Annotated in this window: 17 protein-coding genes; all 17 read right to left on the bottom strand. The window is 42.9% G+C overall.

Annotated elements, in window-relative coordinates; all coding sequences use genetic code 11:
- Window positions 1-428: 428 nt before the first annotated feature.
- On the bottom strand, window positions 429-1487 hold the full coding sequence (cobT, locus tag N3I35_14025; protein MCX8131203.1) for a nicotinate-nucleotide--dimethylbenzimidazole phosphoribosyltransferase: 1059 nt from the start codon (window positions 1485-1487) through the stop codon (window positions 429-431).
- A gap of 83 nt (window positions 1488-1570) precedes the next feature.
- Window positions 1571-2101, bottom strand: a complete 531-nt coding sequence (locus tag N3I35_14020) for a cob(I)yrinic acid a,c-diamide adenosyltransferase (GenBank protein ID MCX8131202.1) — start codon at window positions 2099-2101, stop codon at window positions 1571-1573.
- Window positions 2094-3203: a threonine-phosphate decarboxylase CobD gene (cobD, locus tag N3I35_14015; GenBank protein ID MCX8131201.1), complete on the bottom strand. Its 1110-nt coding sequence runs from the start codon at window positions 3201-3203 to the stop codon at window positions 2094-2096. The genes N3I35_14020 and cobD overlap by 8 nt, the downstream gene beginning before the upstream one ends.
- 12 nt (window positions 3204-3215) lie before the next feature.
- Window positions 3216-4226, bottom strand: a complete 1011-nt coding sequence (gene cbiB / locus N3I35_14010) for an adenosylcobinamide-phosphate synthase CbiB (protein ID MCX8131200.1) — start codon at window positions 4224-4226, stop codon at window positions 3216-3218.
- A 161-nt stretch (window positions 4227-4387) separates the two neighbouring features.
- A complete protein-coding gene (locus N3I35_14005; GenBank protein MCX8131199.1) occupies window positions 4388-5947 on the bottom strand; it encodes a cobyric acid synthase in 1560 nt (519 codons plus the stop codon).
- Between the two features lie 19 nt (window positions 5948-5966).
- Window positions 5967-7376: a cobyrinate a,c-diamide synthase gene (locus tag N3I35_14000; protein MCX8131198.1), complete on the bottom strand. Its 1410-nt coding sequence runs from the start codon at window positions 7374-7376 to the stop codon at window positions 5967-5969.
- A gap of 16 nt (window positions 7377-7392) precedes the next feature.
- Window positions 7393-7755, bottom strand: a complete 363-nt coding sequence (locus tag N3I35_13995) for a CbiX/SirB N-terminal domain-containing protein (GenBank protein MCX8131197.1) — start codon at window positions 7753-7755, stop codon at window positions 7393-7395.
- Between the two features lie 115 nt (window positions 7756-7870).
- Window positions 7871-9157 carry a glutamate-1-semialdehyde 2,1-aminomutase gene (gene hemL, locus N3I35_13990; GenBank protein MCX8131196.1) on the bottom strand — a complete coding sequence of 429 codons (1287 nt, stop codon included), beginning with the start codon at window positions 9155-9157 and terminating at the stop codon, window positions 7871-7873.
- A 4-nt stretch (window positions 9158-9161) separates the two neighbouring features.
- A complete protein-coding gene (gene hemB, locus N3I35_13985) occupies window positions 9162-10139 on the bottom strand; it encodes a porphobilinogen synthase (protein ID MCX8131195.1) in 978 nt (325 codons plus the stop codon).
- A 2-nt stretch (window positions 10140-10141) separates the two neighbouring features.
- Complete coding sequence (gene cobA / locus N3I35_13980) at window positions 10142-11662, bottom strand: uroporphyrinogen-III C-methyltransferase (protein ID MCX8131194.1); 1521 nt, start codon at window positions 11660-11662, stop codon at window positions 10142-10144.
- Window positions 11662-12558 carry a hydroxymethylbilane synthase gene (gene hemC / locus N3I35_13975; protein ID MCX8131193.1) on the bottom strand — a complete coding sequence of 299 codons (897 nt, stop codon included), beginning with the start codon at window positions 12556-12558 and terminating at the stop codon, window positions 11662-11664. Before hemC ends, cobA begins: the two co-directional genes overlap by 1 nt.
- Complete coding sequence (locus tag N3I35_13970) at window positions 12542-13189, bottom strand: bifunctional precorrin-2 dehydrogenase/sirohydrochlorin ferrochelatase (GenBank protein ID MCX8131192.1); 648 nt, start codon at window positions 13187-13189, stop codon at window positions 12542-12544. Before N3I35_13970 ends, hemC begins: the two co-directional genes overlap by 17 nt.
- Window positions 13186-13956 carry a cobalt-precorrin-6A reductase gene (locus N3I35_13965; protein ID MCX8131191.1) on the bottom strand — a complete coding sequence of 257 codons (771 nt, stop codon included), beginning with the start codon at window positions 13954-13956 and terminating at the stop codon, window positions 13186-13188. The genes N3I35_13970 and N3I35_13965 overlap by 4 nt, the downstream gene beginning before the upstream one ends.
- Window positions 13957-13994: 38 nt before the next feature.
- Window positions 13995-14729 (bottom strand): precorrin-3B C(17)-methyltransferase, encoded by a 735-nt coding sequence (gene cobJ / locus N3I35_13960; protein ID MCX8131190.1) that lies wholly within the window; start codon window positions 14727-14729, stop codon window positions 13995-13997.
- A 5-nt stretch (window positions 14730-14734) separates the two neighbouring features.
- Window positions 14735-15997, bottom strand: coding sequence for a glutamyl-tRNA reductase (hemA, locus tag N3I35_13955; protein MCX8131189.1), 1263 nt, complete (start codon window positions 15995-15997; stop codon window positions 14735-14737).
- Window positions 15994-17058, bottom strand: a complete 1065-nt coding sequence (gene cbiG / locus N3I35_13950; GenBank protein ID MCX8131188.1) for a cobalt-precorrin 5A hydrolase — start codon at window positions 17056-17058, stop codon at window positions 15994-15996. The genes hemA and cbiG overlap by 4 nt, the downstream gene beginning before the upstream one ends.
- Complete coding sequence (gene cobM / locus N3I35_13945; GenBank protein MCX8131187.1) at window positions 17055-17807, bottom strand: precorrin-4 C(11)-methyltransferase; 753 nt, start codon at window positions 17805-17807, stop codon at window positions 17055-17057. Before cobM ends, cbiG begins: the two co-directional genes overlap by 4 nt.
- Window positions 17808-17810: the final 3 nt, after the last annotated feature.

Raw genomic sequence — 17810 nt, 5'->3', positions numbered from 1 at the left:
CTTACTCAAATTTATTGTTCGAGTTCCTTCAACATTTGCATGTTGTTTCATACACTGTTCACTTTTCAAAGTCCATCCCGCCGTTTCTCGCGGCGGATTTACATCTTAACACACTGTCTTGGTTATGTCAACAACTTTTTCGTTGTTTCTTTTTTCCAGGTTACCCAGAACGTTAGTATCTAGTTCTCAGGCAGCTCTACCGTCGTGTTATCGGCGGCGACAGCTTTAATAGGATATCACCACCTACCGGCTTTTGCAACCTGACAAATATGCCTGAAATCATGATTTATATAGAATTATGCAATATATTCATTCATTTATTAATTTTTACTGGTTTTTAATAAATTATACTCGTTCTTTATCGATATTTTTTAAACAGCAAACTGAATTAATCAAGTCTCCCGCTTGTTACTTTATTATGCCGGGTCTTACTCTAAAGGCTCGTACTGTTCTATATTTGCATCACCAAAGGTCCCCATCTGGCTATACGCTGCAACTGCAGCATCTATGATATGGAATCCCAGTGCGGCCCCTGTACCCTCTCCCAAACGCATTTCAAGCTGCAACATTGGCTCAAACCCTAATTCCTGCATTATTTTTTTACTTCCCGGCTCTGCAGATCCATGTGAAGGAAATATATAGTTCCTGCATGCCGGATTTATCTTTATAGCTACAAGTGCTGCGGCAGCAGAAATAAAACCGTCGATCAGTATAGGTACTCTGTATAATGCTGCCCCAAGAAAGCAGCCGGCAAGACCTGCAATATCGAATCCTCCAACCTTTGCTAGTACATCTAGCGGTTCTCCAGAATCGGGATTGTTTATTTCTATTGCTCTTCGTATAACTTCAGCCTTGTTTTCCAACCCTTCCTGCGTCAATCCAGCTCCCTTTCCCACCATGTCCCACACCTGGCTTCCGGTAAGAACAGCAGCTACAGCGCTGCTTGTAGTAGTATTTCCTATTCCCATTTCACCTGTTCCAAGAAGATTTACGCCCTCCTCTTTCAGCCCTTTTACTATTTCAATTCCGGTCTCTATAGCCTTTATAGCCTCATCCCTGGTCATAGCAGGACCTTTAGCCATATTCCATGTACCTTTTCTGATTTTCCGGTTCAGTATGCCCGGACATACAATGTCATCATCCACCCCTATATCTACTGTAACTATATCTGCCCCTGCATGTCTCGCAAGTACATTTATACCTGTAAAACCTTTCATAAAATTCTGAGTTACTATAGAAGTAACATTTTTGGGGCACGAGCTTACCCCTTCTTCCACAACCCCGTTATCAGCACACATAATTATGACAGCTTTCTTATTAACGACTGGGAACGGATTGCCCGTAATTCCGGCAAGTTGTTTAACAATTTCCTCCAGACGCCCCAGGCTCCCCAGAGGCTTTGTAAGGCTGTCCAACCGGGTCTGGGCTTTTTTCATAGCTGCCATATCCAATTGCTCTATCGAGCTTATTGCTTTATCATAAATCATAATAATCTCCTGTTCTAAATCAACCAGCACAACAGATTAATTTAGTAATGTATTCGTATCATTAAGCTTCATAAAAATATTTCTTAATCCTCAATCCCTTCTCTTGCAGGTATACCCCTGCTAAAAACATGTTTTACCGCCTTTATTTCGGACACGTAGTCAGCCAACTGCTTCAGTTCTTCCGGTGCATTCCTGCCTGTAAGAACAAGCTCAATTCCTTCAGGTTTAGATTTTATCAGATCTTTAACAGCCACAAGATCAACAAGCTTATTATTGATTGATCCAATGACCTCATCCAGTATGACCATATCCCATTTACTGGACATTACAGCTTTTGCTGCGTATTCCCAGGCTTCCTGTTCAGACTTTTTCAGCTCCTGCTTTTGCTCTTCATTCATACTAAAAAAGAAGCCTTTTACCTTTTTTGTCCTGAAATACCGGAAGCGGGAATCCAGTTTTTCTATAGCCATGATTTCTCCTGTCGGCTCATTCTTCAGGAATTGTACCAGCAAAACCCTGAACCCCCTGCCATAAGCCCTGAAACCAAGCCCAACCGCCGCCGTAGTTTTACCTTTACCATCGCCTGTATATATATGGACATAACCTTTATCCACGAAAACCACCTTCCAATAGCTCTTTAAATATCTTTAAAAATTTTGTATTGCTTTGTCTATCTTTAATTGCTACTCTTATAAACCTGTCATTCAAAAATGTAAAATTACTTGCATCTCTTACCAATACTCCTCTTTGAGCACATAGCTCCCTCAGCTTCCACGAACTTATATCCAGATCCGCAAGCTTTATCAGAATGAAATTTGTCTCGGGCTTAAATACCCTTATTCCCTGAATTTTTGTTAATTCCTCGTAAAACCACAGCTTTTCCTCAGAAATCCACTTAGCCGTTTTTTTCAGGTATTCGCCACTTTCCCCCAGATATTCGCCCACACAGCAAGCAAGTGAATTTACGGACCAGGCCGGTTTCCTTTCCCACAGCCTGCCCACTGTTTCCCTGTTTCCTACTCCATAGCCCAATCTCAGGCCCGGAATAGCAAAAATCTTTGTGAATGCCCTTACCACAAAGAGATTATCATACTCCTTGGTGTAATCAATAATTGTATTCGCACCGGGGTCATCTGTAAGCTCTATAAAGGCCTCATCTATTATTATTTTTATACCTTTTTTGTAAGCATGCTCTATAAGGCGCTTTAGTGCCTCTCTTGAGACCAGTGCAGATGTAGGGTTGTTTGGATTGCATATGACAACAGCATCTGTTTCGTCTGTCATCCGGTTTATCAGTTCGTCAACATCCAATCCGAATCCCGCCTCTTCTCTCAGTTTAAAATGGCATACTTCCGCACCAATCCTGGAAGCAGCTTTGGCATATTCGGAAAAGGTCGGTGCAGGTATAATCACCTTCTTTGGGGCTAATTCCTCAAAAAGCAGAAATATGATTTCTGAGGCTCCATTTCCAAAGACTATGCTTTCCTCAGGTATTGCCAGGTAAAGGGAAGCTGCCTCTCTCAATCTTGTACAATCCGGATCGGGATAATTCACCAGACAGTCAACTGCAGAAATTATTTTCTCCCTCAGACCGTCAGGTATTCCAAAAGGATTGATATTTGCACTGTAATCCAGAATATCATTAACATCATAGCCATATACCCTTGATGCCTTGTATATGTCTCCCCCATGTGGATTTTTCATTGTCCCGTTCATAAATGTCCATCCTTAGAAAATAATCTTTTTTATGACCATAGCTGAAATAAGACCGATAATCAAAGTCAAGGCCGAAGAAACATACATAAGCAGTATTGTCCTGGGGATATCCTCAATACTGATATCCCTTTCTGCATCACCTATTGTAGGTTTTTCTACTGCCTTCCCAAAGTATATATTGGTACCTCCTATCCTGATACCCAGAGCACCGGCAACAGCCGCTTCAGGATAAGCACAGTTAGGACTTTTATGGTTTCTCCTGTCCCTAATCATTATTGAAAAACTTTTGGAAAAACTCATCCCGCATATTAGAGCACTGGCAGGTATAAGTATACCGGAAAATCTTGCAGGCAAATAATTAGCCGCATCATCGGTCCTTGCGGAAAACATGCCAAGGTTTATGTATTTGTCATTCATATAGCCTACCATGGAGTCCAATGTACTGATAGCCTTGAAAGCATAGACCACTGGAGCTCCAACACCAAATAATGAGCCTGCTATTGCATAAATAAGTGGTGAAATGACCCCATCAACTGTATTTTCAGCAGTTGTCTCCACTACTCCTCTGGTTATTTCCTGCCGGTTCAGATTCTTAGTTTCCCTTCCCACCAGCATAGATAGTCTCTTTCTGGATTCATCCATATCCCCTGTCTTTAGTACCTTATATACCTTCCTTGCCTCATCAGCCAGGCATTCGGCTGCCAGAGCCGAGTAAATGAAATATATGTTCACTATATGGAAGGCTGCCGGGTGAAGCATTGCGGCCAGTTCTTGGATTGCCAGTACAATAAGGAAGGTTGACGCAACAACTATGAGCATTAATGCCATACCTGCCCTTCTTTCGGCTTTTCTTCTTTCAACAGCTCCCTTAACAGTTTTCTCTATTCTTTTCCTCAGACACACTTCAGTGTGTTTTATCAACCAGCCGATAAACCTGACAGGATGCGGAAGCCAATAAGGGTCGCCTGCTATAAGATCAATCACATATGCAATTGCCACATCCAGAAGAAGATATTCTGCCAATTGTATTCCCCCTATATACCGCAACTATTGTGCCAGTTGGTTTTAATTGTAAGTCCCGTTCCAAGAGCATATAGCCTCGCTTTATGGAAAATTTACAGGCTCTAAGTCTTGAAGCGCTAATGATCGAAAAAACATATAAGAAAATATAAGAATTCGTTTGATTATATGTTAATAATTTCGTATATCTTATTCATATCAAGATTCTCTCTGATCAGTGCTGCCAGTCTGTCATACTGTTCTTCCTTGTAAGCCTTGAAATCCAGGTTATCACTCTGTCGGAGCTGTTTCAGACCTTTGCGCTTTCTCAGATTATTTATAAAGCCTGTCGTAAAGACCATGCTGTCAAAAATGCCATGTATGTAAGTTCCGAATACTGTACCTTCAGTATTCCTTATTCCACCGCTGCAGGACTCTTTCCTCTCTAAAACCCTGCTTATTCTAAGAAAAGGTATGCAGCCTTCCATGTAGTCCGTCGTACCCATATGTATTTCATATCCCTCTATAACAACATCACTAAGGCCATCAAGCAAATCTTCGCTATTACAAACAGAGCCTTGCACCCGCGTCGTTATCTTCTTTTGCTGAAAAACAGTCCTTGTGTTCAGAAGCCCCATACCCTCTATTCTTAGCAGATTTGATTCTGTTTTTAGTGGATCTTCAATGTCTATTCCGAGCATCTGGTAACCTCCACAGATACCAAAAATTATCGACCCTTCAGTATGAAGTCTTTTGATTTCCCTTTCCAATCCGGTCTCCCTTATAAAAAGCATGTCCTCAATAGTGTTTTTAGAGCCCGGAAGTATAATCATATCAGGTGTGCCAAGCTCTGATACGCTATCTGCATACCTTACCTTTACATTATCTATATTTTCAAGTACGTTAAAATCAGTAAAATTGGAGATATGAGGAATTTTTACTATTGCAATGTCTATCTCACCCTTTTGACTTCCCATTTTATTGTTAAACTTCTCAGCCAGACTATCCTCATCTTCAATATTCAATTTTGTGTATGGAAGTACACCCAGAACGGGAATCTTTATTATGTCTTCAAGCATGCGTATACCTGGCTTTAAAATTTCTATGTCTCCTCTGAACTTATTGATGATTACTCCTTTTACCCTGGCACGTTCTTCATCAGTAAGCAAAAGCATTGTACCGGCAAGAGCAGCAAATACCCCACCTTTGTCTATGTCTCCTACCAGGATGACCGGAGCGTCTGCAATCTCTGCCATACCCATATTCACAATATCTTTATCTCTAAGGTTTATTTCTGCCGGGCTTCCTGCACCCTCAATGACAACAATATCGTTTTTGTCTGCAAGCCCCTTGAATATTTTTCTTATCATCTCAGCAAGCTCTGGTTTGAAGTTGTGATATTCAACTGCCGACATATTGCGGTAAACCTCCCCGTTTATCACGACCTGAGCTTTGCTGTCTGTGGTAGGTTTCAGAAGAATAGGGTTCATTTCTACAGAAGGTTCCTTCCCGGCTGCTTCAGCCTGAACTACCTGAGCTCTGCCCATTTCTTTTCCCTCTCGGGTAATAAAAGAATTTAAGGCCATATTCTGAGACTTGAAAGGTGCAACCCCATACCCATCCTGTTTGAATACCCTGCAAAGACCTGCAGTAACAATGCTCTTGCCCACGGAAGAGGCCGTCCCCTGTATCATGATTGATTTCCCTTTTTTTAAAGATTTCGACTCTCTACTCTCATTTTGCATATCGGTATGAATCCCTTTCTTACAAATATCCCTTGCAAGCCCTGTAACGTATGCAATTCTCCACAAACCCTTCTGCCAGTCCGGTATTTGCCCAGAAATGAATGTGGGGGTAGCCTGCCAGAAGATTGTTTACCTTATATCCGCATCCCCAGGAAAGCTGCTCTTTATTTTTCCTGTGCTTTAACACCCTATAACAGCTGTTACAATCACCTTCCACAATGATGGATGAGTAATGGAACTCATGTGCCCTCACCCCTGTAGGCTTCTCTGAAAGTACGCATCCGGCTTTTATCTCCAGCTCTACATATCCGAACCTTTGAAGCTTTGTGGTCATTACACTCCTGCCCGGTATAATCCCTGTCATTTTAAAAGAATTTCCATCCCTGTCCGTAATGCTTTCTGCCATGTACATCAGCCCGCCGCATTCTGCATAGGCAGGTATTCCTCTATTAACAACCCGCCTGATTTCTTCTTTCATAGCAAGGTTCCCCTCCAGCTCCTTTGCCCATATCTCCGGGTATCCTCCTCCGATGTAGAGCCCATCCAAATTCTCAGGAAGCTCTTCATGTTCTACGGGACTAAAATATACAAGCTCTGCCCCTAAGCTTTCCAGCAGCTCAAGATTATCTTTATAATAAAAATTGAAGGCTTTGTCCCAGGCAACTGCAACCCTGGGCTTATCCCGTGGCTCAGGCTTCATATTCCCCGGTATATTATGTAATCTGTCATGGATTTCTTCCTTTTGTCCTGCAATCTTTAGCAGAAGCTCAAGATCAATCGTTTTGAAAACTTCTTCTGCCAGAGCACCGATTTTTTCCTGCAAACCTTTTACCTCACCACTCGGTATCAGCCCTAAGTGTCTGCTTGTAAGACTGAATCTGTCAGCCTTGGAAAGATAGCCGACCACCTTCACGCCTGTGTATTCTTCGATTACTTCCTTTAATATATAGTAATGAGTTTCTGTCTTGATATTGTTTATAATAATACCCTGGATATTCAGGTCGGGATCAAATTCTTTAAAGCCTTTAACTGTCGCGGCAAGGCTCATGGAAGTGCCCTCTCCATTTATTACAAGTATTACCGGGGTTTTAACGATTTTTGCTACATGGGCAGTACTGCCTACGGTAGAAGTCCCTCCGAAACCGTCATAGAGTCCCATGACCCCTTCAATGACAGCTATATCCGCTCCTGCAGAATTTTTCGCAAACAGGTGCAGCACCACATCCTTGTCCAGCATCCAGCTGTCCAGATTTCTTGAATGCCTTCCCGTAACGAAGGAGTGAAACATAGGGTCTATGTAATCAGGCCCCACCTTATAGGGCTGCACCTTCAGACCTTTTTTCACCAGGGCTGCCATTATTCCTGCGGTTATGGTTGTCTTCCCGCTACCACTGTTTGTTCCTGCGATCACTACTCCGGGTATCTTCATCAGAGTAACACTCCCATCAAGCTATGGAATTTATTCTATCCACAATGATATCTACCAGCTTATCATCATCACCTATATGCCTGCTCATTTTAATGTCGATTCCGGGAAATTTATCCCTTATCTCATTTAATTCATTGGGAATATCCATGGTGACATGTATTCCGTCAAACAAGAACATTGGCATGATCTTTATCTTTTTTGCACCTTTTTCTGCAAGCAGCCCGATACCCTTCTCAAGGTTTTGTTCCGAAAACTGGAGGTACGCCGGATAAACAAGTGTTTCGCCTGTTTTTTCCTTTACCTTTTCTACCAGTGAATTCAATATGTTTTCAGTCTCCGGTCTCTTGCTTCCGTGTGCAAGTATCAGTATTCCATCCATTGTAATTACTCCTTTTGATAAATGTGATTATTTGCTAGATTTTATGGATAGAACATATGCGTTCTTATACTCAAAGCATCTGGTTCCAGAAATAAAATCCAGCAAGTATTATATTCTACAATCGCGAAAAAGCCATATCTATTGCGCTTACAGTCCTGTCCAGATCCTCTCCGGTGTGGGCATGTGACAGGAACACAGCCTCAAACTGTGATGGTGCGGCATATATTCCCTCTTCCAGAATGTATGCAAAGTATTGTGCAAATCTTTTTGTATCGGCTTTTATAGCTGTCTTAAAGTCAACAACCTTCTCTCCTGTAAAGAAGGCGCTTAATACTGAACCTACCCTGTTTATAGCCAGCGGAATATTGTATTTCAGTGAACTTTTCAGAAAAGCGTTTTCCAGTCTTTCTGCCTTTTCTGCAAGTTCTATATATATATCCGGGTTATCCCTGAGTATTTTAAGGGTCTTTATACCCGCAGCCATGGCAACAGGATTGCCGGATAAGGTACCCGCCTGGTATACAGGGCCATTTGGTGAAATCCGGTTCATTATATCTTTTCTCCCACCATATGCCCCTACCGGCATTCCCCCGCCAATAATCTTTCCGAATACAGATATGTCAGGCTGTATACCATAATACCCCTGGGCGCCGCTGTAGGAAACTCTGAAACCTGTGATCACTTCGTCAAAAATAAGCAAAGACCCATGTTCCAAAGTAAGTTTTCTCATAAGTCTGAGAAATTCAATATCAGGTGGGACAACGCCCATATTTCCTGCTACAGGTTCCACAATAACTGCTGCAATCTCATTGCCGCAGGCCCTGAAAACTCTTTCTAGCTCTTCACAACAGTTATATGAGGCAGTCATGGTGTTTTTTGCAAAGTCTCCCGGTACCCCGGCACTATCGGGTACACCTGTTGTAAGAGCTCCTGAACCCGCTTTGACCAGCAGCCCGTCCGAGTGTCCATGATAACAGCCTTCAAACTTCAATATCCTGTCTCTGTCCGTGTATCCTCTGGCCAGCCTTATGGCACTCATGACAGCTTCAGTTCCAGAGCTTACCATACGGATCATTTCCACAGAAGGCACTGCATCACACACCAGCTGAGCAAGCTCCACCTCCCGCTCAGTAGGGGCACCATAGCTTGTTCCATCTTCTGCAGCCCTCCTGATCTCATTTACAACTTCATTATGAGCATGTCCGAGAATCATTGGGCCCCAGGAGCCAACATAGTCAATGTATTCATTCCCATCGACATCGTAAATTTTTGAGCCCTTTGCCTTTTTAATGAATGGTGGATTTAAGCCCACTGACTTATATGCCCTTACCGGGCTGTTTACACCGCCGGGTATGATTTCCACGGCTTTTTCAAAAAGTTTTTTCGACAGTTCGTTTTTCATAATTCTATCTCCGCCTATTTACCCATTCTGCAATCTGCTTTGCAAAATAGGTGATAATAATCTTCGCCCCTGCTCTCTTTATGGCAGTGACGGATTCCATGACTGCACCTTTTTCATCAATCCAGCCGTTTTGGACAGCAGCTTTGATCATGGCATATTCACCGCTTACATTATATGCTGCTACCGGGACATCAAAAGTTCTGTATACCTCGCTTATTACATCCAGATAGGCAAGAGCCGGCTTTACCATAACTATGTCAGCCCCCTCTTCGATATCCAGTTCCACTTCTTTTATGGCCTCTCTGATATTGGAATAATCCATCTGGTATGTTTTTCTATCTCCAAATGCAGGCTTTGAGTGGGCTGCATCGCGGAAAGGCCCATAAAAGGAGGATGAATATTTGGCACTGTATGCCATAATAGCCTTGTCCTGATATCCGTTATTATCCAATGCTTTTCTTATAGCTCCCACTCTTCCGTCCATCATATCAGATGGAGCTATGATATCCGCTCCCGCCTCTGCATAGCTCAGTGCAGATTTTACGATCAGTTCCACAGAACTGTCGTTTATGACGCTGCCTTCCTCTATCAAACCACAGTGTCCATGGCTTGTGTATTCGCACAGGCATACATCAGCTATAAGCAGCATGTCCGGGAATTTTTTCTTAGCTTCCCGTAAAGCACGCTGTACCACCCCTTCAGGGTCATATGCCTGGGAACCTGCATCATCTTTGAAGTCAGGTATACCAAAAAGCAATACCCCGGGTATGCCTAAAGCACTGACATCTTCCAGTTCCCTTAAGAAATTGTCTATTGACAGTTGAAATACTCCCGGCATGGAATGGATCTCGTTCTTTATCCCATTTCCCCCAACTATAAACATCGGATAAATCAAATCCCCTACAGATATAGCGGTCTCTCTGACAAGTTTTCTCATGCCTTCACTTGTCCTCAATCTTCTCGGTCTTTTTATCAGCTCCATACTCATCCCTCTGAAATCTCTACTAATTTATTTATCAACCCTTCGACAGTATACACATCCGCCATAACGGCAGCCGCAAATCCTGCTTCCTGAGCCGTCCGCAAGGTTACCGGTCCTATACACACAGTCTTTACTCCGCAGACCCTGTTCATATTTTCTTTGCCTATGATAGATACAAAATTCTTCACTGTTGAAGAACTTGTAAATGTTATGTAGTCTACTTCTTTTCTCTCCAGCTGCCTTAGTATCTCTTCCTTCTCCATTGATTCCAATTGCGTCCTGTAGACTGTCAGGTCTTCAAATTCCACTCCTCTGTTTCCAAGACCTTCCGATAATTCTTTACTTGCTATATCAGCTCTGGCCAGAAGAACTTTCTCACCGGGCATTATTCTTTCCATCAGTCCCTCTAATAAATCTGATGTTGTAAATCTCTCCGGTACATAATCAACTGAAAGTCCGATTTCATTTAACTTTGCTTCTGTAGCCTCCCCGACAGCACATAGCTTTATCCCGCATAAGCTTCTTATATCCAGCTTCCTTTCCCTCATTCTCCTAAAAAAGTATTCAACCCCGTTAATACTGGTAAATACCAGCCACTGATAGTTTTTCAGGTTGTCTAAAGTCCTGTCTACTTCCTGATAGCTCTGCGGCCCTGTAATTTTGATGGTAGGTAATTCTACTGTTTCTCCACCCAGCTCATTAATACGCTCAGCCAGTTTGCTGGCCTGTTCTCTGGATCTCGTTACGACAACCCTCTTACCGGCCAGCCTCCCGCCCTGATACCATTTTAGCTTTTCCCTCAACCCTACTACTTCCCCGATAACGGTTACAGCAGGGGACTTTATACCTACCTCGGCAACAACACCTGAAATCGTCTCCAGCGTTCCTGATACTGTCTTTTGAGCTAGTGTTGTTCCATTAGCTATTACAGCAACGGGTGTATCCTTATCCTTCCCATGCTTTATGAGGTTGCTGCATATTTCCTGCAGGTTTTTTACCCCCATCAGGAAAATCAAAGTACCCTCTAATCTCGACAAAACCCCATAATCTATAAAACTACTCTCTCTTCCCGGTTTTTCATGGCCTGTAACTATATGAAGGGACGAACAGAAATCTCTATGCGTCACAGGTATGCCCGCATATGCCGGAACAGAAATCGCAGATGTCACTCCGGGTACGATTTCGAATTCTATCCCACTTTCATATAGAGCTTCCGCCTCTTCCCCTCCCCTTCCAAACATAAAGGGATCGCCTCCCTTTACCCTTGCTACAGTTTTACCTTCCTTTGCCTTGCTTACAAGGATTTCATTGATTCCATCCTGTGGAACGGCATGACAATCAGGCATTTTTCCTACATATATAAGTTCTGCATCATCTTTTGCCAGCTTTAATACCTTACTGTTTACCAATCTGTCATATATGATTACATCTGACTTTCCAATACACTCCGCCGCCTTCAGCGTCATCAATTTATAGTCTCCGGGTCCCACACCCAGGATATATACCTTTCCATTGCCTGACATCAAACTTTCCCCCGTTCCATCATCATACCCGCCAGTTTTCCGCCTAAAGCTGCCGCTTCCTGCTTGTTCCCTTCAATATATTTTCTAATGACCCCGGATTTTTCGCCGGAAGCGTACATACCGTAAAGCCTCATCCTATCCACTTCTATTACCGCATGTGCTGCTATAGGAGTAGTACAGCCTCCATTCAGCCTGAGCATATAAGCCCTCTCAGCAGTCACTGCCAGCGCTGTGTCTGCATCATGGACGCTGTCCATGAGATATGACAAATCCTCGCCTTTTCTTGCTTCTATTGCGAGAGCACCCTGGCCTACAGCAGGAATCATTTCTTCCACACTAAAAGCCTGAACACATTTTTCTTCCAGTCCTAAGCGCTTTAGACCTGCCATTGCAAGCACTATCGCATCATACTCATTATTCAGCAGCTTATCCAGTCTTGTAAGCACATTACCCCTCAAGGTCTTAATATTTAAGTCCGGTCTTTTCTGTAATATCTGTATCTCCCTGCGGATGCTGCTTGTACCTAGTACCGCATTTTTATCAAGCTCATCCAGTGTTTTACCGCAGGAAGTGATAAGCACATCCCTGGGATCCTCTCTACCGGATACGGCAGCGATTACAAGTTCATCAGGAATTTCTGCAGGCATATCCTTCATGCTGTGGACAGCTATATCTATAGTTCCTTTGATTAATGCATTCTCCAATTCCTTTATAAAAAGGCCCTTACCGCCTATCTTATCGAGTCTCTGGTCAAGTATCGCATCTCCGCTGGTTTTGATACCTACAAGCTCAAACTCAATATCCGGAAACTTTCTTTTTATCTCATTGATCACCCATTTGCTCTGGACTACAGCAAGATTGCTCTCCCTGGTTCCGACTCTAACTATCTTTTTCATTTTCATAATCTCCAAAAATCTTTTCTATTTTCGCCCGTAATGGTTCAATATCTGACAATTCATCAGATAAGACCTCATCCAGCATCTTTTTCAGAAACTCCTGTCTCTTTTCCTCGTTTTTCATTTTGTCAAGTGCTTTCCGGCGATACTCCCCCAATATCCCGTTTACTCTTCCATCCAGGTTTCGGGGGAGCATATTGTCCAACTTCTCCCTGACAGATTTTGATAGCAGAGGGTAATTGCCGGAGGTACAGATTCCTATTACCAGCTCATCCCTTTTTACTACCGACGGGAAAATAAATGTACATTTTTCCGGACTGTCTGCTACATTTACAAATATTCCCCTGCTTACCGCATCCTCATATATCTTGTCATTTACCTGCCTGCTGGAGGTCGCTGCCACTACAAGGAATGCCCCTTCAATATCAGTATCGGAATACGGTTTTTCTCTATAGGCCAGTTTTCCAAGCCTCTCCTGCTCAACTATACTTTCTGTCACCTGGGGGCTTACCACTGTTATCTCTGCGTTAAAAAGCACCAGTGTTTCGATTTTTCTGGCAGCTACCTTTCCGCCGCCTGCCACAACACATTTTTTCCCTTTCAAATCAACAAAAAGAGGAAATGCAGTCATTTCACGATACCCTCCACAAGTTTAAGTACCTCTTCGACACTACTTACTTTTGTCCCATAATCTATCTCAGGGCGTTCAATCAAAATAACAGGAATACCCATTATGGCCGCAGCTCTCAGCTTTTCCTCCGTCCCGCCTGTTTCTCCGCTTTCCTTGGTTACAATCGCCGAAGCATTGCAGTGCTTTAACATCTCCAGATTCATTTCCACGGAAAAGGGGCCTTTTATCGCCATGATGTTCCCCGCTGTCAGCCCTGCCTCTTCACACTTTAAAATCATCCGGCTGTCTGGAAGTATTCTTGCAAAAACCCTTTTACTAAAATCCGGTAGTTTTTCTTTAAAGTACTTCAGGTTATTTGTACCAATGGTAAGAAAAATATTACCGGCGATTTTTGAAGCCTCATAAGAAGCTGCTTCAAAATCCTTAACTCTGATGATGTTATCAACCTCTGTATTTAAACACGCTCTCTCAAATCTTATATATGGAATTCCTTCTTCATTGCCTGCCTCTATTGCATTTACGGATACTTCCCTGGCAAAAGGATGGGAAGCGTCTACAATACAGTCTATCCTTCTGTCACTGATGAGAGTTTTCATTTCAGGGGAATTCAGTTTACCGGTATTGACTTCCAGCTTCGGGTGAGTATCAAGCAGTTCTCTGCCGTATCCCGTAGCAACAGTTGCAAGGACTTCTGTTCCATGCTTCAGAAGTTCGCTGATAAGTTCTCTTGCATCGGCAGTCCCTGCAATTACCATTATTCTAGCCATTGGCAATCCCCCCTCTCAAACTAATTCTTTTTAAATTGTCAATTAATCTTGTATCCTCTCGGAGTTATTATCCTGCCGTTTTTAATGTAAGTAGCCGAATTTCCTATAATAACAGTAGTAAACATGTCTATTTCAAAATCAAGCATTTTTTCCAGTGTCGTTATCCCGTATTCTTCATTTTCCCTTCCGGCATTCCTTACTATACCCACCGGTGTCGATATCTCCCTGTATTTCAAAATGACATCTCTTGCAGTGTCAATATAGTCGATTCTGCCCTTGCTCCTGGGATTATACAGGCATATGACAAAATCTCCCTGGGCGGCATATTCAATCCTTCTATAAATCTGCTCCAATGGCGTCATAAGATCGCTTAAGCTGATTACTGCAAAGTCATGCATGACCGGTGCCCCCAGAACTGCTGCTGCTGCAGTAGCGGCAGTTATTCCGGGAATGATCTCCATAGGCACATTCCTGCCTGATTTGTTAACTACCTCCAGCATGATGCCTGCCATTCCGTATATTCCGCTGTCCCCGCTGCTTATGAGGGCTACAGTATTGCCCTCCAATGCTTTTTCAAGTACCAATTCGCACCGTTCAACCTCTCTTGTCATACCCGAACTTACAAACTGCTTACCGGGGAAAATCTCTCTTATCAAATCAACATAAGTATTATATCCTATAATAATGTCTGCGCCTTCTATAGCAGATTTTGCCCTTGGCGTCATATCCTCTGCATTTCCCGGCCCTAACCCAACTACAAATATCTTTGACATGAGGTTCAATTCTCCTTTATTACATCACTGAGGCAGCGGAAGTAGACCTGCATGTCCTCTTTACTGCCACAATTTCTTATATTGTATATGAATTTGTCTAAGATCTCATTGACTATGTTCTCAACAGAAATCCTCACCATTTCCTTATCTGCTTCACTTGCACTTTTCAGTCTCGCCAGAGTGCTGTCCATTTTTTCGTTCATCAGGTCTTCGGTAAACTTCTGTATATCTTTGACTATAGGCAGTACACTTCTGAATTCATACCATTTTTCAAAATCCGTTACCTGCTCCTGGATGATTTCCTCCGCTTTGGAAACTTCTAAAAGCCTTTTGTCCAAGTTTTTATCAACTTCAAGCTGCAAATCGTCAATATTGAAATATCTGACCCAAGGAATGGTTTTTATATCCACATCTATATCCCTTGGTACCGCCAGATCCATAAATACTCTTTCCGTCTTGTCTTTAACGGATTTTTCAAGCAGGTCTTTTGTAACCGTATAGTGTGGGCTGTTTGTAGAGCTTATTACTATATCGCAGTCATTCATGACTGAATACCGCATATTATAATCCACCGCGTCTACATTATTATAACCTTTTGAAATATCCTGCGCTTTCATTAGAGTTCTGTTTGTCACATAGACTCTTCCTATTCCTGCTGAAAGCAAATTCTTCAGTGCAATGGCACCTATTTTCCCTGCGCCTATGACCAGGGCAGTCTTATGCTTCAAGCCATCGTTGAACACTTTTTCGAGCAGCTTTACTGCATGAGTGCCTACTGAAACGGAATTTTTCGACAGCTCGGTAAAAGTCTTCACCTTCTTGGCAGCAGTAATCCCTTCCCTGAACAGGGTATTCAGTATATTCCCACTGGACCGTACCTCCAGTGCAAGGTCGTAGGCATCCTTGACCTGCCTTAGTATCTGGTCCTCCCCCATAATCATTGAGTCGAGGCCACTGGCTACTTTAAACAGGTGTTTTACTGCTCTTGCACTGCTGTATATATAGAAATATTTTTTTAGATCATATATCTCCAAGCCTTTTATCCTACATACCTTTTTCTCTATGATACTACTGTCAAAATAGGGATTATCGGAGTATATATAAACCTCAGTCCTGTTGCAGGTAGAAAGGATCACGCATTCATCCACATCCTCGAGCCCGACCATCTCAGCTAAAGCATTTCTTTGTTCATCCGTATTAAAGCAGAGCTTTTCTCTTATTTCCAGAGGTGTCTGCTTATAATTCACACCTATTACAAGAATATTCATATCCGATACACCTTCTCTTCTTCCGCCAGTGCAAGGGTAATTCCTTTGTACACTGTCTTCCCTCTGATCAACCTTCCCCCTGAAGATCCGATTACAGCACAGGGCTCTGCCACACCTGCCACTCCTACCTTTTCTTTCACAAAATCCGAATGTATAAAGTTTCCTTCCATACTTTCTATAGCTTCCCGGGGCACTATTTTCAGCTCCAGCCCGTGTTCTTCACAGAATTCCAGCAAACCCTTCTCATCCTTCTTCAAGTCTATTGTAGCAAGACATTTGATCGACGAATGACTCCTGTTGTTTCTTTTCATAAAGTCCTGCACTGCCAGCTCGATCTCTTTTTTTGAAGTATGCCTTCTACAGCCTATGCCAAGCACCAGATTCCTGGGTCTGACAAACAACAGCCTCTTTTCTCCTGGCTCAATACCAGTTCTGCTTGACAGTATGACCCGGCAGGTGATATCCTTTTGTCCGCTGAATTCTATGTCATTTGAGAGGATTATGTTGCCAGGCATTGATCCTTCAAGCCTGCAATCCGTATAAAGCCCTATCCTGCCGCCATTCACCAGCTCTGCGCTGATATACTTCAAGTTATGTATATTTTCAATACTGCAATTGTTTTCTATAGCAAACATATCAAAGGCTACGATATCATTTATGTCAGTAGCCGTTGTAATCACTGCGGTTCCGCCTGTGACTCCGGCAATACGTTCCGCCATCCGGTTTGCCCCTCCCAAATGTCCTGAAAGCAGGCTGATTATATGCTTACCTTTTTCATCCATGACTACTACCGCCGGATCTGTCGTCTTTGACCCTATATACGGAGCTATAATCCTCACAACTATTCCACATGCCATAATGAATATGAGAGCTTCATACCGGTGAAATACCTCTTTTATTAATGTAGCCAGACCGTTGTCTATTGTAAATATATTGCCTGCATCTTTCATGTCTGGTAATATGAATTCTTTTTTCAGATACATGTGAGCTCCTATATGGGGACCTATCTTCACAGCCAGCTCGCTTCCACCTTTTGTAAGGGCAATTATGGCAGTTTTCATTCCCTTGCACTCCTGTATTCATGTGTAAAACTTTTATCATAAAGCTTTGACAGCTCATATTCATCACCAAGGAAATCTCCTACAACCACTAGGGCAGTTTTCCTGATACCCTCTTTTTTGACAAGCTCTGCTATGTTTTGAAGTATTCCCTTTACTATCTTCTGTTCAGGCCATGAAGCCTTATATACTACTGCAACGGGTGTATTCTCCCCATAACCGGCTTTAAGCTTTTCTACTAATGAATCAATCATACCGACACTCAGGAAGATGGCCATGGTAGCCTTATGTGCTGCAAGTGCCTCTATGCTTTCTTTACCCGGCACCTCAGTCCTCCCCTCCATCCTTGTAAGTATGACAGTCTGTGTCACACCGGGTAAGGTATATTCCTTCCGGAGAGATGCTGCTGCTGCAAGGAAACTGCTTACTCCAGGTATGATTTCATATCCGATATTCCTCTTATCCAGTTCATCCATCTGCTCACGGACAGCACCATATATTGACGGGTCACCTGTATGTACCCTGGCTACCAGCCTGTTTCCAGCAGTCTCCTGCTCCATCACACCTATTACCTCTTCCAGAGTCATTTCAGCACTGTTATATATGGTACACCCCTCTTTTACATCCTTCAAAACCTCTTCATTCACCAGTGAACCTGCATATATAACTACATCCGCCTGTTCAATGAGTTTTTTTCCTTTTACGGTTATCAGCTCCGGGTCTCCCGGTCCTGCCCCTATAAAATAGACCATAGC

The sequence above is a fragment of the Clostridia bacterium genome, assembly GCA_026414765.1.
Lineage (GTDB): Bacteria > Bacillota > Clostridia > Acetivibrionales > DSM-27016 > SKW86.
The sequence above is the reverse complement of the archived record's forward strand: the minus strand, read 5'-3'. Positions and strand labels throughout refer to the sequence as shown.